At 73.5% G+C, this 19,007-nt stretch carries 11 protein-coding genes; all 11 read left to right on the plus strand.

What is annotated here, in order from left to right; translation table 11 throughout:
- Positions 1–164: 164 nt before the first annotated feature.
- The 11 genes from eccCa to ABIA35_RS31490 all read left to right on the plus strand — a co-directional run bounded on the left by eccCa (position 165) and on the right by ABIA35_RS31490 (position 18,970).
- A complete protein-coding gene (eccCa, locus tag ABIA35_RS31440) occupies positions 165–4,136 on the plus strand; it encodes a type VII secretion protein EccCa (RefSeq protein WP_370360281.1) in 3,972 nt (1,323 codons plus the stop codon).
- Between the two features lie 23 nt (positions 4,137–4,159).
- Entirely contained in the window at positions 4,160–5,575 is a 1,416-nt protein-coding gene (gene eccD, locus ABIA35_RS31445) for a type VII secretion integral membrane protein EccD (RefSeq protein WP_370360282.1), read from the plus strand.
- 9 nt (positions 5,576–5,584) lie between these two features.
- Positions 5,585–7,060, plus strand: coding sequence for a type VII secretion protein EccB (locus tag ABIA35_RS31450; RefSeq protein WP_370360283.1), 1,476 nt, complete (start codon positions 5,585–5,587; stop codon positions 7,058–7,060).
- Positions 7,045–9,813: a hypothetical protein gene (locus ABIA35_RS31455; RefSeq protein WP_370360284.1), complete on the plus strand. Its 2,769-nt coding sequence runs from the start codon at positions 7,045–7,047 to the stop codon at positions 9,811–9,813. Before ABIA35_RS31450 ends, ABIA35_RS31455 begins: the two co-directional genes overlap by 16 nt.
- The gene (locus ABIA35_RS31460; protein WP_370360285.1) at positions 9,810–13,082 is read left to right on the plus strand and encodes a right-handed parallel beta-helix repeat-containing protein; all 3,273 of its coding nucleotides are present in this window, start codon (positions 9,810–9,812) and stop codon (positions 13,080–13,082) included. The genes ABIA35_RS31455 and ABIA35_RS31460 overlap by 4 nt, the downstream gene beginning before the upstream one ends.
- On the plus strand, positions 13,082–13,942 hold the full coding sequence (locus tag ABIA35_RS31465) for a DUF6065 family protein (protein WP_370360286.1): 861 nt from the start codon (positions 13,082–13,084) through the stop codon (positions 13,940–13,942). The genes ABIA35_RS31460 and ABIA35_RS31465 overlap by 1 nt, the downstream gene beginning before the upstream one ends.
- A gap of 131 nt (positions 13,943–14,073) precedes the next feature.
- On the plus strand, positions 14,074–14,418 hold the full coding sequence (locus ABIA35_RS31470) for a WXG100 family type VII secretion target (RefSeq protein ID WP_370347323.1): 345 nt from the start codon (positions 14,074–14,076) through the stop codon (positions 14,416–14,418).
- Positions 14,419–14,450: 32 nt separating this feature from the next.
- Complete coding sequence (locus tag ABIA35_RS31475; RefSeq protein WP_370347325.1) at positions 14,451–14,741, plus strand: WXG100 family type VII secretion target; 291 nt, start codon at positions 14,451–14,453, stop codon at positions 14,739–14,741.
- Positions 14,742–14,744: 3 nt separating this feature from the next.
- Entirely contained in the window at positions 14,745–15,416 is a 672-nt protein-coding gene (locus ABIA35_RS31480; RefSeq protein WP_370347327.1) for a hypothetical protein, read from the plus strand.
- Between the two features lie 107 nt (positions 15,417–15,523).
- Positions 15,524–18,424 (plus strand): WXG100 family type VII secretion target, encoded by a 2,901-nt coding sequence (locus ABIA35_RS31485; RefSeq protein WP_370360287.1) that lies wholly within the window; start codon positions 15,524–15,526, stop codon positions 18,422–18,424.
- A 96-nt stretch (positions 18,425–18,520) separates the two neighbouring features.
- Positions 18,521–18,970 (plus strand): YbaB/EbfC family nucleoid-associated protein, encoded by a 450-nt coding sequence (locus ABIA35_RS31490; protein ID WP_370347331.1) that lies wholly within the window; start codon positions 18,521–18,523, stop codon positions 18,968–18,970.
- Positions 18,971–19,007 lie beyond the last annotated feature (37 nt).

Below are 19,007 nucleotides of genomic sequence, written 5' to 3' on the forward strand. Positions count from 1 at the left end.
GCACGGCCCGCCGCTCGCAGTCCGCCCGCCCCGCCGCGCGCAGCCGGGCACCGGCCGGTGTCCGATCGGGCAACCCTTCGGGCCGGAACACCAAAGCGGCCGCGTCGGCGCATAGCGTCGGCGTCGGCGTCGAGATCCCCACTGCCAGAAGGCCACATCACCCTATGGGCACCATCATCGTGAAGCGGCCTCCGCGCGTGGCCGCACCTGCGCTGCCGGAGGGGCAGGTGGAGTTGGCCGAGCCGCCGGTGCTCGGCGAGCCGGCCACCGCCGATCTGGGGTCGATGCTGGGCATGATGCCGATGGCCCTGGGGATGGGGACCATGGCCCTGATGTTCTCGGCGGCCAAGGGGTCGACGAGTACGTACCTGATGTCCGGCATGATGGGCGGCTCCATGGTCTTCATGGGGCTGGGGCAGGTCGGGCGGCAGGGTCTGGACCGCAAGCGGCGGATGCGCGCCGAGCGTCGTGACTACCTGCGCTATCTGGCGCAGTTGCGGCGGCAGGCGCTGGAGGCGGCCGAGGCGCAGCGGGCGGCGGTGGGTTGGGACCATCCGGATCCGGCCGCGCTGTGGTCGCTGGCCGTCGGGCCCCGGCTGTGGGAGCGGCGCGGTACGCATGACGACTTCGCCCGCGTGCGCATCGGGCTCGGCGAGCGCCGGGCCGCGCTGGAGTTCGTGCCGCCGCAGACCAAGCCGATCGAAGACCTCGAACCACTCTGCGCGATCTCCCTGCGCCGCTTCAGCCGGGCCCACCAGACGGTGGCCGGGGTGCCGATCGCGCTGGGGCTGCGCAACTTCACCTCCGTGGAGTTCGCCGGGGACGGCGCGGCGGCCCTGGGCCTGATGCGCTCGATGCTCGGCCAGCTGGCGGTCTTCCACTCGCCGGACGAGCTGCGCATCGCCGTGCTCACCGACGAGCCCGGCCTGGCCGAGTGGGACTGGGTCAAGTGGCTCCCGCACGCCGCGCACCCCCGGCGCGAGGACGCCGCCGGCCCGCTGGCCCTGGTCACCACCGACCACGACACCCTCGTGGACCTGCTCGGCCCCGAGGTCGACGAGCGCGGCGAGCACGACCGGGCCGCGGTGCCCGGGGTCGCAGAGCCCTTCGTCGTGGTGGTCGCGCACCGCACCGCGCTGCCCGGCACCTCCCGGCTGCTGGGCTCGGGCCTGCGCAACACAGTGCTCTTCGACGCCACCGGCGCGATGACCGGCGGACCGAAAGTGTTGCGCCTGCACATGAACGAGGGCTGTGTCGACTTCCCGGTGGGGGACGACACCGCCCAGGCCGACGCCGACACCCTGACCCCGGGCGCGGCCCTGTCGCTGGCCCGCGTACTGGCGCCGTTCCGCACCGGCGGCGCGGTGGACCTCACCGACAAGCCGCTGGAGAGCGACTTCGAGCTCACCACGCTGCTGGGCATCCGCAACCCGCGTGCCTTCGACGTGGCGGCCAAGTGGCGCCCGCGGGCCGTGCAGGCGGCGCGGCTGCGGGTGCCGATCGGCGTCACCGAGGCCGGCGAGGTCGTCGAGCTGGACCTGAAGGAGTCCGCGCAGGGCGGCATGGGCCCGCACGGCCTGCTGATCGGCGCCACCGGCTCCGGCAAGAGCGAGCTGCTGCGCACCCTGATCGTCGGGCTGGCCGCGACCCACTCCTCCGAGGTCCTGAACCTGGTGCTGGTGGACTTCAAGGGCGGCGCGACGTTCATGCACATGGACCGCCTGCCGCACACCTCGGCGGTGATCACGAACCTGGCCGGGGAGCTGCACCTGGTGGACCGGATGCAGGACTCGCTCAACGGCGAGGTGATCCGGCGCCAGGAGTTGCTGCGGGAGAGCGGCTACTCCTCCCAGTTCGACTACGAGAAGGCCCGCGCCGGCGGTGCGCGGCTGGCCCCGCTGCCCTCGCTGCTGGTGGTCGTCGACGAGTTCTCCGAACTGCTGGCCAGCAAGCCGGAGTTCATCGAGCTGTTCGTGACGATCGGCCGCGTCGGGCGCAGCCTTGGCGTGCACCTGCTGCTGGCCTCCCAGCGCCTGGACGAGGGCCGCATCCACCGGGTCGAGGGGCACCTGTCCTACCGGGTCGCGCTGCGGACGTTCTCCTCGATGGAGTCGCGCAGCGTCATCGGCGTGTCCAGCGCGTACGAGCTGCCCTCGGCCCCGGGCAACGGCTACCTCAAGATCGACACGACGAACCTGGTGCGGTTCAAGGCGGCCTACGTCTCAGGGCCCTGTCCGGCCACGCCCGAGACGGCCGGCGCCGGCGACCCCGCGGACGCGGTCGCCGCCGAGGTCGCGGAGTTCGGCGTGGGCCGGCCTCAGCCCCGGCTGGCTCCGGCGAGCCCCTTGCCGTCCATCGCAGCCCCCGAAGTAACCCCGGAAACCGACCCGGCAGCCGCCGAAGACGCCGACAGCCTCCTGGAAGTCCTCGTCGACCGCCTCGCCGACGCCGGCCCCCCGGCCCGCCAGGTCTGGCTCCCGCCGCTGACCAGCGCGGCGAGCCTGGACGAGCTGCTGCCCGGCATCGTCCCGGACCCGGCGCGCGGCCTGCACGCCACCGGCTATCCGGCGCTGGGCGCGCTGCGGGTCCCGGTCGGCATCGTCGACCGGCCCTACGAGCAGTCCCGGGAGTTGCTGGTCGCGGACCTGATGGGCGCCGAGGGCCACGTCGGCATCGCCGGGGCGCCGCAGAGCGGCAAGTCGACCCTGCTGCGTACCCTGATGCTCTCCCTGGCGCTCACCCACACCCCGCGCGACGTCCAGTTCTTCTGCCTGGACTTCGGCGGCGGCCTGGTCTCCACCGCGGGCCTGCCGCACGTCGGCTCCACCGGCACCCGCCTGGACCGCGACCGCGTGCTGCGCACCGTGGAGGAGGTCGCGGCGCTGATCGAGGTGCGCGAGGCCCGCTTCGCCGAGCTCGGCCTGGAGTCGATGGCCGCCTACCGCGCGGCCCGGGCGCGCGGGGACTTCGAGGACCCCTTCGGCGACCTGTTCCTGGTCATCGACGGCTGGGCCACGCTGCGCCAGGACTTCGAGGACCTGGAGGCGCGGGTCAACGACATCGCCGCGCGCGGCCTGTCCTTCGGCGTGCACCTGGCCGCCGCCGCGGTGCGCTGGTCGGAGTTCCGGCCCAGGCTTCGCGACCTGTTCGGCACGAAGCTGGAACTGCGCCTGGGCGACCCGATGGAGTCCGAGATCGGCAGCCGGCCGGCCGGCACCGTGCCGCAGCAGAGCGGCCGCGGCCTGACCAAGTCCGGGCACCACTTCCTGGCCGCCCTGCCGCGCCTGGACGGCGCCGCCGGAACCGAGGACCTGACCACCGCCACCAAGACCGCCGCCGGCGAGCTCGACCTGTTCTGGACCGGGCCGCGCGCGCCGGGCGTGCGCATGCTGCCGACCCGGCTGCCGGCCGACCGGCTGCCCGCCCCGACCGGCGACCTGCGCATGTGCCTGGGCTGGGACGAGAAGCGCCTGCAGCCGGTGTGGCACGACTTCGAGAACTCCCCGAACCTGCTGGTGTTCGGCGACGACCAGACCGGCAAGACCAACGCGCTGCGCCTGGCCATCAAGGCGATCACCGGCCGCTACACCCCGACCGAGGCCCGGATCCTGCTCGGCGACCCCGGCCGCGGGCTGCACCAGATGGTGCCCGAGGAGTACCGCGTCGGGTACGCCGTCGACACCGACTCCCTGGCCTCCCTGGCCGGCAGCGCCGCGGTGTCGATGACGGCACGCCTGCCCGGCCCGGACGTCACCCCCGAGCAGCTGCAACGCCGCGACTGGTGGCACGGGCCCAAGCTGTTCGTCGTCATCGACGACTACGACCTGTTCACCACCGGCAACGGCGCCGGCGGCCCGATGGGTCCGCTGGTGCGGCTGCTCGGCAGCAGCGCGCACATCGGGCTGCGCATCGTGCTCGCGCGCAGTGCCTCCGGCGCCATGCGGGCCATGATGGACCCCGTTCTGCGCCGGCTGTGGGAGCTGAACACCCCGGCCGTGCTGCTCTCCTACCCGAAGGAGGAGGGCAAGTTCATCGGCGAGGCCAAGCCCCGCTCCCTGCCGCCGGGCCGCGCCCAGCTGGTCACCCGCCGCGACATCCGGCTGATCCAGACCGGCCTGGTCGGCCTCGACTCCTGACAGCCTTGAGAGAGCAGACCTGAATGAACGCCGCTGCCCCCACCGCCGGCGCCGCCACGCCCCGGCTCGCCCCCGGCGGGACCGACCAGTGCCGCATCACCGTGGCCGGCCCCGAACGCCGGGTCGACCTCGCCATCCCGGCGAGCGCGACGGTCGGCGAGCTGCTGCCGGTCATGGTCCGGCACACCGCCGGGCCCGACGCCGCCGACCGGGCGTGGGTGCTGCAACGGCTCGGCGGGGCCGTGCTCGACTTCGGCGCCACCGCCGAATCCCTCGACCTGCACGAGGGCGAGGTGCTGTATCTGAGCCCGCAGAGCACGCCGCTGCCGGAGTTCGACTTCGACGACGTGAGCGTCGGCGTCGCGCACGCGGTCACGGCGCGCGCCGACCGGTGGCGCCCGGCCTTCAGCAGGGTGCTGTTGGCGGCGGTCTCGGCCTTGGCGGCGGCCGCGTTCGCGATCGGTGTCGCCGGAGTTCATACGGTCTCCACGCGGATCACGCTGTACGCGCTGGCCTGCGTGCTGCTCGCGGCCGGGGCCGTGGTGCAGAACCGGCGCGGCACCGACCGGATCGGCCCCACGGTCGTCGGGCTCGGCGCCTGCTGGTTCGCCGCGCTGGCCGGGTTCGCCGCCCGGCACGGGGTCCACGGGCTGTTCACCGTGGACCGCCAGGCCCTGATGATCACCGGCTGCACGGTCGCGGCGGTCGCGATCGGCGTCGCGGTCGGCGGCCGGCTGCCCACCGGCGCGTTCGGCGCGGTGGCCGCGACCGGGGTGTGCGCCGCCGGCGGTGCGGCGCTGGCCACGGCGTTCGGCGCGAGCGCCACGGCGATCGCCGCGATCCTGGCGGTGGTGCTGTTCGCGGCCACGACGGTCAACCTGCGGATCGCGCTGCGCGTGGCCCGGCTGCGGGTCGCGTTGCTTCCACGCACCGCCGAGGAGCTTCAGCAGGACATCGATCCGGTGCCCGAAGCCCAGGTCACGAAGCAGACCGGACGCGCGGTGGCGCATCTGGACGCGCTGTTCATCACCTGCGCGCTGGTGTACGGCGCGGCCTTCGTCCAGTTGGTGCGCCAGCCGGGCTGGGCCGGGGTGACGCTGGCGGCGGCGTTGGGCGTGGCGGTGCTGCTGCGGGCCCGAGGCTTGAACCTGGCCTGGCAGCGCGTGCCGCTGGCGCTGGCCGGGACGGCCGGGCTGGCGCTGGTGGCGCTGAAGGTGATCTCGGGTCTGGGCTCGTCCGGGCGCACGCCGGGCTTGCTGGTGCTGTTGCTGTGCGCCGTCGGGCTGCTGGCCGCCTCCGGCGAGCTGCCCGGACGGCGTCTGCTCCCGATCTGGGGCCAGCTCGCCGACAACCTGGAGCTGCTCAGCTCCCTGGCCCTGCTTCCGTTGCTGCTCCAGGTGTTCCACGTCTATGCCCACTTCCGGGCGCTCATCAAGTAGGGCGGCCGCATGCAGACCCGACGTGACCACATCCAGGCCTACCAGTTCGCCACCGGCCGCCTGGTCCACGCGCTGACCGCCGGCGATCCCGGGACCGGGGAGCAGCCGATGCGGCGTGCCAACCTCGGTGTGGTGCTCGGCCTGGTGAGTGCCGTGCTGCTGTCCGGCGGCGCGGTGGTCTTCGGCCTGATCTCTCCGGCGCCGGACTTCTCCTGGCGTGCTCAGGGCTCGATCATCGTCGACAAGGACACCGGGAGCCGGTACGTGCTGCTCGGCGGGACGCTGCGGCCGGCCGCGAACTACGCCTCGGCGCGGCTGGCCGGCAGTTCCAAGCCGGTGAGCATGGTCGCGCACTCGGCGTTGGCCGGGACGCCGGTCGGGTCGCGGATCGGGATCGCCGGGGCGCCGGAGGGCTTGCCGGCGCCGACCGCGTTGCTGAACGGAGCGTGGGCGCTGTGCTTGGGTCCGGCAGGTGCTGGGTCCGGTGCTGGGTCCGGTGCTGGTTCCGGTGCTGGGCCCGGTGGTGGGTCTGGTGCCGGGTCCGGGCCCGCGTCCGGCGGGACCGTGACCGATCTGGCCCCGGCCGGACGCACCGACCCGGCGCCGCAGCGGCCGATCCTGGTCACGACGGTCGCGGCGGCTTCGAAGACGGCGCTGGGCACGGCCGGGATCGCCGGGGAGTACGTGCTCTGGGGCGCGAAGAAGTACCCGGTGCCCAGCGCCTCGGTGCTGGCGGCGCTGGGGCTCGGCGACCAGGCGCCGGTGCCGGCGGACGCGGCGTGGCTCGCCGTGCTCGACACCGGCGATCCCATCGGCCCGGCGACGATTCCGGGCGCCGGCTCGCGCGGGCCGAAGATCGCCGGGGCGCCGACCACGGTCGGGCAGTTGTTCCAGGCGACGGCGGCGGGGGTCGCGCAGTTCTACGTCCTGCGCACCGACGGTCTGGCGCCGATCACCCGGACCGAGGCGGCGCTGTTCGCCACGGCTCCGGGCTACCATCCGCCGGTCCAGGTCGGGCCCGCCGACATCGCCGCCGCGCCGGCGTCGTCGGACCAGACGCTGCTGCGGCGGTTGCCGGATGTGCTGTCCTCGACTCCTTATACGCCGGACGGTGTGCGGCTGTGCGTGCTCCAACCGGCGCCGCCGATACCGACGTCGGCTTCGCAGCAGAGCATGCCGCCGATCACCTTGGTGACCGAGGCCGACCGGCTGCTGCCGGCGAACACCCCGGTGGAGGTTCCGGCGGGGGCCGGGCTGCTGGCCGAGACGGCGGAGGCGGACCCGCAGACCGGGTCGCCGCGGGTGTTCCTGATCACCGACGCCGGGAAGCGGTTCGAGCTGCAGGGCAGCGATTCGATCGGGGCGCTGGGGTACACCGGGGCCGTCGGGCACGCCGTGCCGGACCCGATCCTCAGCCTGCTGCCGGCCGGGCCCGCGCTCAGCGTCGCCGCGGCCCGTCAGGAGCTGCCGTGGTCCGCGGGCTGAGCACGCGGCGCCGCGGCGGGTCGGCCGCGCTGGCCTGGACGGACCTGGGCGGCGCGGTGCTGCTGCATCCGGTGGCCGGTCCGGATCCGCAGGTGCTCGAACGGTGCGCGGATCTGGCCGCACGGCACGAGCCCACGCTCGTCTTCCTGGACCTGCCGCCGACGGCGGGCGTGCGCGACCGGGGCGCCGTCGCGGCGTGCCTGGCCGATCGGCCCGGGGAGCTGCGGCTGGTGCCGGTCGGGCAGGACCGCACGGCGGCGGCGACGCTGGCCGAATGGCTCTCGCACCTGCTGGGCCGCTCGGTCTCGGCCCCCGACGGCGACGCGACCGAGGTCGCCGACGGCTGGTTCGTCCCGGCCACCGCCGGCGCGGGCTGGACCCGCTACGAACCCGGCCGCATCCCCGTCGCGCACTCCCGCCGACTGCCGACCCCGGCCTGGGAGGGCCGGCCCTTCGCCGAGCCGCGCGAACTCGGCGGCGGCGTACGCGTCGAACCGCTGCCGGCCGGCGCCTGGATCACCGGGCCCGGAGCGCCGCAGGCTGCTGATTCGCTCCGCAAGTGGCTGACCGGCGGCCTGCAGATGGATCCGGGCTACCCGCGGGTCGTGGTCGGCCATCCCGGACCCGCCTCGGTGCCGCTCGCCGCGGTCCAGGACTTCTGGGAGCAGCTCGACGAGCAGACGAAGCCGATGGTGCGCTTCGCCGAGTTCGGCGCGACGGACTCCGCCGATGAACTGGCCGACGGCGCGACGGACCCAGGCGCCGACTCGTTCGGCCAGGCCCTCGCGGACCTGTTCGCCACCCCGGTCGTGGCGGCGACCGGCGTCCCGGTGCTGGCACCGTGGGGCTCGGGCGGCTCGCGGATCCGCGTACTGCTGCCGAACGGCGCGATGCACTGGCGGCCCTATGTCTGGGACCTGCGCTACCTCCCGCGCGCCGAGGGCAAGGCCCAGGACCCCGAACCGGTCGGCTATCGCGCGCCGATCGAAGGCCTGGCCGAGGTCGCCTCGGGCGTGTATGAGTACGCCCCGGACGCAGTCCTGGAGGTGACCCGCAGCGGCCTGTGGATGCGGCCCCCGGAACCACCCCGCGACGCCTCGGCGGTGCGCTCCGCACCGATCGACCCCGGCCGCAGCCGCGTGTTCCATGCCGCGACCGGCACCGCAGCGGTCGCGGAACGCATGCGACGGCTGGCCGCCGAGGTGCTGCCGCGCCTGGAGACCGAGGTGCGCAAGCTCGCCGAGGTGCTGCCCTCGACGGCGGCGATCACGCTGATCCGGGCCGCGGCCGATCCGGCGGCTGCGGGGGCGGTGGCGGCCTGGGAGGCGGAAGAGCAAGAAGCTCTCGAACCGGCGACTGTTGAAGAGCCTGCCGAAGCGCTTCCGACCCTTGGCCTGGTTGCGGGGCCAGCTGTCGCAGATATCGAAGGAGCACCGGTCCCGGCGCTTGCCGAAGCAACTATCGAGGAGTCTTCCGAAGCGGTCCCGGTTCTTGGCTTGGTTGCTGAGCCGGTTGCCGAGACAGTCCCCGAAGTAGCCGCCGCGCCGATCCTCGCGCGCCCGGCCTCCGCCCTGCCGCCGATCGGCCGCTTCAGCCTCGAAAGCGGTCCGCCCACGCTCGACCTCCCACTGCCCGCCCCCGCGGCACCGGCTCCCGTCCTCGCGACCGCCGTCGCGGCTCCGGTCTCGCAGCCCCTTGCCCCAGGCCACACCATCGCCCCGACCGAGGTCGTCGCGCCGCCGGTTCCCGAACCGATCCGCGTGCCGGCCGCGCCGGCACAGCCTCCGGCGCCCAAAACACCCAAAGCGCCCGCCGCCCCTCGCACCGGCGCGCGCGTCCAGCCCGTCCCCAGCGCCGAGACCACGGCCGTCCCGCCGTCGCGCTCCCTGGATCTGGAGCGCCAGTGGCTGCGGCGCAACCTCGGCGGGCAGTACGACGCCACCGTCGGCTCCGTCGCCCGCATCCTGTCGGAGTTCCCCGGGCTGCGCGCGGGTGGTGCGCCGACCGCCGATGTGCTGGTCGACCTGGTCGCGGTGCAGCTCTACCTGGCCGGGCACACCCGGCGCTTCGACGATCTGGTGCGCTCGGCGACCGGTGGGCCGCATGTGCCGCTGGCGCGGTGCATCGCCTCGGGGTTGCGGCGGCTGCCTTCGCATCGGGGGCCGGTGCTGGTGCGGGCGGCGCTGGGGGAGCGGGATGTGCGCTGGTACGGCGGCCGGAAGGTGGTCACCGAGTGGGGGTTCGCGCCCTGCGTCACCGGTGGGCGGCTGCGGTTGCCCGGCGCGGCCGAGGTGCTGATCTGGTCGATGACCGCCCGGCGGACCCATCTGGTCGCCCCCGAGCATCCGGATCAGGTCGTCTTCCTGCCCGGGACCAGTTTCAAGGTGCTCAGTGCCACCACCGAGGACGGTCCGCGGGTGCTGCTGCGGGAGCTGTCCGCGTCCGAGGTCGGCGCCGACGGCCGGATCGAGCCGGGCCGGGTGCCGTTGGACGACGTGGCGCTCGCCGGCCTGGCCGAGGCGGGGGAGCGGTGGCGGCAGGAGGAGTCGTCCGAGGATCTGCCCGAAGCGCTGCACGGACGCTTCGGCAGCCCGCCCGGGCTCATCGTCATCGCCCCGACCGGCTCCGACAAAACAGCGAACACGGCCGCGAACACAGCCGCGACCACAGCCGCGGACGCGACCGAAAACAGAACCGCCACCGCAACCACCAACCGGCCCCCGGCCACCGCACCTGGAGGCACGGCCTCATGACCCGCCAGAAGCTCGTGGTCGCCCCCGACCGCGCCGACGCCTACCCGACCATCGCCGCCGCGCTGCGCCAGGCCCGCGACGGCGCCCTGGTCTCCATCGCCCCGGGCACCTACCCCGAGCAGGTCGTGCTCGACCGGGTCGTCACCCTGGCCGCCGAGCAGGCCGCGGGCAGCGTGCGGATCGAGGGCGGGCCCGAGGGCAGCGCCCTGATCGTGGACGCCGACGCCGTCCAGCTCTCCGGCCTGGTCCTGATCGGCGCCGGGGACCAGGCGCCGGCGGTGGAGGTGCGGCGCGGGGAGGCGGCGTTCGACGACTGCGAGGTCGGCGGCGCGGCGTGGGCCGCGATGCTGGCGCACCACCTCGGGACGCTCGCGGTGCGCGGCTGCCGGGTCACCAACCGCACCGGCGCCGGGATCGTGGTGACCTCCGGCGGCGCCAGCCTGGCCAATATCGTGGAGAACACGGTGATCGAGGACGTCGGCTCCTCGGCGATCGTGGTCGCCGAGACCGGCCGGCTGACCGCCAAGGGCTGCACGGTCACCGGCCCGGTCGGCAACGGGATCGTCGTCAACGGCAACGCGCAGGCCGTCGTCGAGGACTGCGAACTCACCGCGTGCGGCAAGCCCGCGCTGGCCGTCGAGCAGGCCGCCGGCGCGCGCCTGACCGCGGTGCGGGTCAGCGGCGGCGCCGCGCTCGACCTCTACATCGCCTCCCGCGGCGAGGTGGAGGTCACCGGCTGCCGGTTCACCGGCTCCGCCGGCCAGGCCGTCTACGTGGCCGAATCCGCCGCGCCGGTCCTCACCGACTGCACCGTCGCCGACGCCGCCGGGGCGGTCTACGTCACCGGCAAGGCCCGGCCCCGCTTCGACCGCTGGCAGATCACCGGCTGCCCGATCGGCGTCCTGGTCGACGGCGGCAGCGACGGGCTGTTCATCGCCGTGGAGATCCGCGACGCCGCGCAAAGCGCCGTGTTCGCCACCGGCGCGGCCACCGCGCAGTTCGAGGAGCTGACGGTGGTGGCCGACGGTTCCGGGATCCGCGCGCAGGCCGGCGCGGTGCTCCAGGTCCGCGGCGGCGACCTGCGGACGCAAGGGCCCGGCGTGGATCTGTCCGGGGGCGCGAGCGTCGAGCTCGGCCGGGTCGAGATCCGTGCCGCCGACGGCAACGGCCTGATCGCGGTCGAGGACGCGAAGGCCGAGCTGGAATCGTGTGTGCTGCGCGCCTGCGGCCTCACAGCCACCGGTTCGGCCGTCACCGCCCACGACACAGAGTTCTGCGACGCCCCGCGTTCGGCCGTGACGGTGCACGAGGGCGCGACGTTCACCGCGACCGACTGCCGCCTGACCGGTGCCGGCGGCCACGGCCTGGACGTCCAGGACGGAGGCCGCGCCGAGCTGCGGGGCTGCCGCATCGCGGGGAACAAGGACGAGGCCGTCCACGCCCCGGAGGGCGCCGTCGACCTGAGCGACTGCGAGATCCGCGAAGGGCGCGAAGGCGGCGAAGCGCGGAAGTCGCGGCCGGTCCGCCAGGCCGGTGAGATTCGCGAAGTCCGTGAGCTGCCCAAAGACTCCGCCAACTCCGCCGACTCTGCCGACCCCGACGACCCCGACAGCCCCGAGACCCCCAAAGCCCCCGGCCTGGCCCGCCACATCGGCACCGGCCCGTTGGCCGAGCTGGAGGGGCTGGTCGGCCTGACCAACGTCAAGCAGGAGGTCAACGGCCTGATCGACCTGATCAAGATGGCGCAGCGGCGTGAGGAGATGGGCCTGCCCATGCCGCCGATGAGCCGCCACCTGGTCTTCGCCGGCCCTCCCGGCACCGGCAAGACCACCGTCGCCCGCATCTACGGCGCGGTCCTGGCCGAGCTCGGCGTGCTGCCGCGCGGCCACATGATCGAGGTCGCCCGCGCCGACCTGGTCGCCCAGTACGTCGGCGCGACCGCGATCAAGACCACCGAGGTGGTGACCAAGGCGCTGGGCGGCGTGCTGTTCATCGACGAGGCCTACACCCTGACCAACCAGTCCAAGGGCGCCGGCCCCGACTTCGGCCGCGAGGCGGTCGAGACCCTGATGAAGATGATGGAGGACCACCGCAACGAGCTGGTGGTCATCGCGGCCGGGTACTCCGAGCACATGGAGCAGTTCCTGAGCTCCAACCCCGGTATGGCCTCGCGCTTCTCGCGCACGATCGAGTTCCCGAACTACAGCGTCGCCGAGCTCGTCACGATCGTGCGCGGCATGTGCGCCGCGCACCGGTACGACCTCGGCGACGACACGCTCGCCGCGCTCACGCGCTACTTCGAGCAGGCCCCCAAGGGCCCGACGTTCGGCAACGGCCGCGTCGCGCGCAAGGTCTTCGAGGAGATGGTCGGCAACCAGGCCACCCGGCTGGCCTCGCACCCCGAGGCGCACGACTCCGACCTGAGCCGCTTCACCGCGGCCGACCTCGGCGCGGCAGCCGCCAGCGGTGGAGAGGCGGGGCTGCGCGACGGCTTCGACGACACCCCCGGCATGCGCCGCCTGGCCGCGCTGGCCGGGCTGGACCAGGTGCGCGAAGCCCTGCGGGCCCGGCTGGCCGGACTGGTCCGGCTGCGCGACAGCGGCCAGCCCACCACGGGCCTGGCCAACCTGGTGCTGGAGGGACGCCCCGGCTCCGGGCGCGGAGCTGTCGCCCGCATCTACGCACACTGTCTGGCCGACCTCGGCCTGATCCGCTCCCGCGCGGTGCACGAGGCCGCCCTCAGCGAGTTCCCGGCACGCTGGGCCGGCCAGCCGGCGTTCTTCGCCCGGTCGGTGTTCGCCGAGGCCGAGGCCGGAGTGCTGCTGCTGCGGCTGGACGACGCGTTCGCCGCGTCCGGCGAGCAGGCCCGCGCCGCCGTGCTGGAGGCCCTGCCGCGGGCCGTCGCCGACCACCCCGGGGTGGCGGTGGTGCTGGCCGTCGAGCCGGAGCACGCCGCCGATCTGCTGCGCGGCCGCGCCGATCTGCTCGACTGCTTCGCCGAGTCGCTGGTCCTGGCCGACTACTCCCCGCCCGACCTGGCTCTGCTCAGCGCGCGCCATCTGGCCCGGCGCGGATACCAGATCGGGGAGGCCGGGATGACGGCGCTGGCCGAGTGCTTCGCCGACACACCCGCCGACACCGGGGTGCCCGAGGCCTTCGCGCTGGCCGCGCGGGTCGGGGATCTGGCGCGATCGCCGGTCCTGGAACCCGAGGACGTGTGGCGGGCCGTTGAGCACATGTCCGAGCGCCGGCCGGAGTTGGTGTCCTGATGCCCGGACAGACCGAGATGCCGGAGAACCTTGAATTGCCCGAGGGCAGCGGGGACGACTCGCTGCCGTTGATCGCCTACCGCGTCTCGCGCACCCACCTGGACATCACGGCCGCCCCGATCCGCCGGGAGTGGATGGACGCGACCAGCGAGCGCTTCGTCAACCGCTGCCTGCCGCTGCTGATCGCCAACCAGTCCGGCTGGTGGCTGATCAACTCGGAGACCTTCGTCGCCCGCTGGGACGGCGGGGACAACGTCTCCAGCCTGCACATCGAGTACGAGGGCGTGGCCCGGCACCACGAGGCCTCCAGCCACTTCGGGTACGGCATCGTCACCTGGCGGGTTCCGGCGCTCATCCGCACCCCGCCGGGCTGGAACCTGCTGGTGCGCGGCCCGGCCAACCTGTCCAAGGACGGCGCCTGGCCGCTGGAGGGCGTGGTCGAGACCGACTGGGCGGTCGCCACGTTCACCATGAACTGGAAGCTCACCCGGCCCGACGCCGACATCGAGTTCCGGGCCGGGGAACCGTTCGCGATGATCGTCCCGCAGCGCCGGGGCGACCTGGAGCTCTTCGAACCGACGCGGGTCCCGATGGAGGCCATGCCCGAGGAGTCCGCCTACCGGGCCTGGACCGCGAGCCGCTTCGACTTCCTCGTCGGCCGCGAGCTGCCCGGCGCCGATCCGAACGGGCCGCAGTGGCAGCGCGACTACATGGCCGGGACCGCGCCGGAGGGCGGGCGCTTCCCCGAGCACCAGCGCCGGCTGCGGCTGCGGGAGTTCACGCCGGAGCCCGTCGGCGCCGCCGAGCCGCCGCCGGCGCCGTCCTGCGGAAGGCCGCCCGTGCCGCACGGCGACCGGTGACCGCTTGGGCAGGGCTCCATGGTGAGTCGGGCACGGCTGCCCGCAACCCGTGGTCCCCGCCCCGGCGCGCGCCCGACCATGAACTCGGCAAGCGGCCCGCAGGCCGCGTCCCTCCACAGGAAGGAGGCCCCGTGTCCACCCCGACCACGGGCTCCGCGAACACCTCCGTCGACGTCCAGGGCATGGTCTCGGCCCAGCAGGACTTCCAGAACGCCCTCGACCAGGTCAACACGGCCTTCCAGGACATGTCCGAAGAGCAGTCGACGCTGATGGCGAACTGGACCGGCGAGGCCGCCTCGACCTTCGGCCGGGCCCTGGCGGCCTACCTGGACGACCTGGGCATCGTGCAGAAGCAGCTGGCCGGCATGTGCGAGAAGCTCTCGTCCCACACCGGCGTCTACACCAACACCCACGAGCAGTCTTCCGAGATGGCCTCCGCCTTCATGCAGGGCCTGCCCGGCCTGCAGGGCCTGTGAGCCCGGCGCCCGACACCGAAAGGTACTGATCCATGGCCACGTACACGGTCAACATGAGCAACGTCCAGGAGGTCGCCGCGCAGATGGGCGTGATCTCCCAGCACATCCAGCAGCTGCTCTCCGAGCTCGACGACGGCTCGAAGATGCACCTGGCGCAGTGGACGTCGGACTCCCAGCAGGCGTACTACGCCGCCAAGGCCGTCTGGGACGCCAAGGCCGCCGACATGGCGGTGCAGGCCGGCAACGCCATGAACTCGCTGAGCAACATCAACGACGCCTACGCCAACGCCGAGTACCAGGGGCTCGGCCTCTGGGAGCAGTGAGCCGTGAGCGATCCCACCAGCGACATGAACTGGTTGTCCCCGGACGGCCAGTACCTGTATGACTACACCGATAAGACCTGGTACGCGAACACGTACGAGCCAGGGTTCGGCGACTCCGGCGGCTACTACGACTGGGAGAAGTGCGATCCCCCCAAGGGGCTCAACCCTCCGAACCTGCAGTGGTCGCCGAACGACGCCAACCGGCCGCCGCCGTCCTCGCTGCCGAAGGGGACCGGCCCCAACCCGCCGAAGATCCCCGGCGGCAAGACGAACTCCAGCACCACCTCGGTCGACACGCCGTCGCTGGACGCGTTCGCGGTCAACATCAAATCCCTGCAGGACCCGGTCAACAACCTGGTGACGACGCTCAAGAAGATGACCCCGGTGCAGCCGGGCGCCTTCTACCACGCCGACGCGATCCGCACGAACATCAGCGGCGACAACGGCGACGGCGGCATCCAGGCCAAGTACCACACGGCCCTGAGCGACCTGGGCAACGGCCTGATCAGCGTGCACAACGCCGTGAGCGCGCTGACCCTGAAGTACAAGACCACGGAGGAGGCCAACAAGGCCGACGCCGGGGACGTCCAGAAGGCCTTCAACGGGGCCCAGGGGTACTTCAGCGGGGTGGTGAGCGACACCGGCGGCAGCGGCAGCCCGCCGGGCGGCAGCTGAGCGGTACCGGACAGACCGGGCCGCGGCACGCCGCGCCGGATGGTCGGGCACGGTGTGCCGCGGCCCTGGCGCGGCGGCAGGGACAGCGGAGTGAGAGACGGAAGGGTATGGGCGACAGCAGCAACAGCGAGACCAGCGGCGGCGGGTTCGTCGAGGGCCCCAACGGGGGGTTGTTCGGCAACCCCGCGACCCACGGGTCCAAGAACGACTACGCCGGCTGGGACTGGCACCAGATCGAGGCCGCCATCCTCGGCGGCTCCGAGCTGCCGCCGGGCGACACCGACGCCCAGTCGCGGGCTCAGGGCATCGCCGATCCGCAGACCCTCATCGACGCCGGCTACGACTTCTACAACGTCCAGGCGACGCTGCAGATGGTCGGGCAGAGCATCATCGACCAGGCGAACGCGCTGGCCGGCACTAACGGCCCGTGGACCGGGGCGGCCGCCGACGCGTTCCTGACCGCGATGACGACGTTCTCCAACCAGGTGCTGGCCGTCGCGCAGTCCCTGGCCGGCGGGCCGACCGGGGCCGACTCGGTCCCGAACCAGCTGGTGAACAACGGCAATTATCTGAGCTGGGCCCAGTCGCAGATGTCGTCGATCGACAACTACTACGCGAACGCCGCGCTGAACATGCAGCCGCCGGCCTCGGTGGTCAACGGCCTGGTGATGATCCACGAGAAGCCCGAGCTGGTCAAGATGATGACCAGCGACATGCGCAAGGTCCTGACCGACCTGGCCGCCGACTACCAGGTGACGATCGACGGCGTGCACGCGCCGCCGCCGGTCAACGACCCCACGAAGCAGCCGCCGATCTCGCCCCCGCCGCAGGTTCCGCCGCCGCCCCAGGTACCCCCGCCGCCGCAGGTACCGCCGCCTCCGAAGGTTCCGCCGCCGCCCCAAGTGCCGCCGCCTCCGCAGGTGCCTCCGCCGGCGAAGGTGCCCCCGCCGCCCCAGGTACCGCCGCCGGCCAAGGTGCCGCCGCCGGGGGAGACCGTGCCGCCTCCGATGAAGGTGCCGCCGCCGGGCTCCGTGGTGCCGCCGCCGTTGCAGTCGAAGGCGATCGCGCCGCCTCCGGGATCGGTCGTGCCGCCTCCGGGTTCGGTCGTGCCGCCTCCGCTTCAGACGAAGGCGATCGCGCCGCCCCCGGGATCGGTCGTGCCACCGCCGGGCTCGGTCGTGCCGCCGCCGGACGGGGTTTCCGTGCCCCCGGCGAAGGTCGTGCCGCCGCCGGGCGATTCCACCGGGTCCAATTCGGGCGCCGGCAACCAGCTGCCGCCTCCGCTCTCGGTCGTGCCGCCGCCGGTGAAGAGCGTCGGCCCGGACGGCGTGCCGTTGCCGGTGACCACCAACCGGAGCCTCCCGAACCCGGAGAACCTGCCGGAGGACCGGGTTTCCGGCGTGCACGCGCCCGGGACGCTGGATCCGAACATGGACTCGGTGCTGAACCCGGGCAACGCGCTGAAGGGGAACGGGAACAACAACGGGGTCGGGGCGGACGGACTGCCCAAGGACCTGTCGCTGACCAAGCCTCCTGTCACCAGTCCGCTGAGCCCTCCGCTGGACGTGCCGTTGCAGAGCACCGGTCCGGATTCCACCGATCGCAACGCCGGCGGTATGCCGATGATGCCGCCGATGGGCGGGGGAAACGGTTCGCAGAACAAGGACGAGCGTCCGGACGCCTCGGGCCTGCTGCGGTCGTCGATCGCGCCGTGGCTGGAGTCCGCGCCGCCCGGGTCCGTGAACGAGCCCGGGTCGGAGCTCGGGGCGCCCAAGGGCGGCCTGGGGTTGAACGACGCCACGGGCCGGGTTCCAGCCGGGCCGGTCGAGACCGGTCCGCTGACGGAGTCCGAGCTGCCCAACGGGCTGAACGAGTCCGGGCTGCCCACGGAGGAGTCCCTGACCGGCAGCGGTCCGGGCTCCGGCGAGGGCGGGATGCCGATGATGCCGCCGATGGGCGGGCAGAACGGTTCGCAGAACAAGGACGAGCGTCCGGATGCCGCCGGGCTGCTGCGCGAGGGCGCGGCACCGTGGCTGGAGTCGGCGGCGCCGGGTTCGGTGAAGGAGCCGGGTGCCGAGGGCGGGGCGCCTTCCGGCGGGCTGGGCCTGAACGGCTTGAATGGCTTGAAGGGCTTGCAGGACGGCCCGCTGACGGAGTCCGCGCTTCCGACTGAAGGCCTGCCGAACGAATCCGGTTTGCCCGGCGAGGAATCTTTGACCGGCAGCGGTCCGGGCGCGGGCGAGCCCGGCATGCCGATGATGCCGCCGGGTTCCGGCGCCGGATCGCAGAACTCGAATACCGAGCGCTCTGATTCCTCGGGGCTGCTCGGCGGGGTTCAGGAGCCGTGGTCCGGCGACGGGGTCGAGGCGGTCGCCGGCGAGGCGGGTTCGCAGGACGGGACCGTCGCCGGGGGAGTGGGGCTCACCGGATGGCTCCCCGGTGCGGTGAGCGCGGGCGAGGGCGAGACGGAGCCCATGGAGGAGCCGAAGGAGAAGGCCAAGGAGAAGGCTGCGCCCAAGTCCGGTCCGGCGCCCGACATCGTCCCGGTCCTTGGCCAGCCCGCCGGCGGCGAGGACCACAGCTCCTGGGAGGTCGGCGCCTCGGCCGCCTCGGCGCTGCTGGGACTCAGCGGTCTGCTTCGAAGCGGCGACCCCGACGATCGCGAGATCGACGCCCGCATCATCTCCTCCGAGACCGACGCCTGGATCGACGACGACCCGCCGGTCGCCCCGCCGGAGGGCGAACCCGAGATGGCCACCTGGCGCCGGACCGCCGGCGGCGCGGCGCCGGTCACCGCGAGCCGTGGTCAGGACCTGCGCTCGGGCCGCTTCCCGCGTGGGTACGTGCCGCCTGCCCCGCCGGAGGAGGAAGACGAACTCCTGGAGGGGGAAGACGAGGAATCGGAGGAGGACGCCGGCACCGTCGCGGCGAAGCTGCTGACTCAGGACTCGTCGACGTGGGGCCGGGGCAACGGCCGCCGCACCGACGACCTGAGCTCGCTGGAGTGAGCGGCGCGACCGGAAAAGGAAGACGGTGATGTCTGTTCGGGCAAGGCGTGCTCCGGGACCGTGATCGGTCCCGGAGCGCGTCCTAGCGTGGGAGCCATGAGCAGCCTGCCCTTCGACAGCGAGCTCGAAGCGCTGATGGCCGAGTACCGCAAGCGCCGGGCCCGCACCGCCGAGCTCCAGCGGCAGATCCGTGAGATCTCCGGTACCGCCGTCACGCCGCGCCAGACGGTCAAGGTGAAGGTCGACGCCCAGGGCGGCCTGCTCGCGCTGGAGTTCCCGACCGGCGCGTACAAGCGGATGGCGCCCAACGAGCTGGCCGAGGCCGTCATGGCGGCCGTCGCCGAGGCCAAGGGCAAGGCGCTGGAGGCCCTGAGCGAGCTCATGCAGCCGGAGCTGCCGCGCGGCATGAACGTCGCGGACCTGCTGCAGGGCCGGGCCGACATGACCAAGGCGCTGCCCGACGAGCCGCCGATGCCCGAGGCCGTGCGCGAGTACATCGACTCCGGCCGGATGCCGGGACGAGCAGCGGGAGGCGGCGATGGGTGAGGCAGCGACGGGTGGGGCAGCAATGATCGAGGTCCGC

The sequence above is a fragment of the Catenulispora sp. MAP12-49 genome, assembly GCF_041262705.1.
GTDB lineage: Bacteria > Actinomycetota > Actinomycetes > Streptomycetales > Catenulisporaceae > Catenulispora.

What these genes read in the sequence shown, in the direction of transcription:
- eccCa (WP_370360281.1), top strand. Translation starts at nt 165, where the DNA reads ATGGGCACCATCATCGTGAAGCGGCCTCCGCGCGTGGCCGCACCTGCG.
- eccD (WP_370360282.1), top strand. Translation starts at nt 4,160, where the DNA reads ATGAACGCCGCTGCCCCCACCGCCGGCGCCGCCACGCCCCGGCTCGCC.
- ABIA35_RS31450 (WP_370360283.1), top strand. Translation starts at nt 5,585, where the DNA reads ATGCAGACCCGACGTGACCACATCCAGGCCTACCAGTTCGCCACCGGC.
- ABIA35_RS31460 (WP_370360285.1), top strand. Translation starts at nt 9,810, where the DNA reads ATGACCCGCCAGAAGCTCGTGGTCGCCCCCGACCGCGCCGACGCCTAC.
- ABIA35_RS31465 (WP_370360286.1), top strand. Translation starts at nt 13,082, where the DNA reads ATGCCCGGACAGACCGAGATGCCGGAGAACCTTGAATTGCCCGAGGGC.
- ABIA35_RS31475 (WP_370347325.1), top strand. Translation starts at nt 14,451, where the DNA reads ATGGCCACGTACACGGTCAACATGAGCAACGTCCAGGAGGTCGCCGCG.
- ABIA35_RS31485 (WP_370360287.1), top strand. Translation starts at nt 15,524, where the DNA reads ATGGGCGACAGCAGCAACAGCGAGACCAGCGGCGGCGGGTTCGTCGAG.
- ABIA35_RS31490 (WP_370347331.1), top strand. Translation starts at nt 18,521, where the DNA reads ATGAGCAGCCTGCCCTTCGACAGCGAGCTCGAAGCGCTGATGGCCGAG.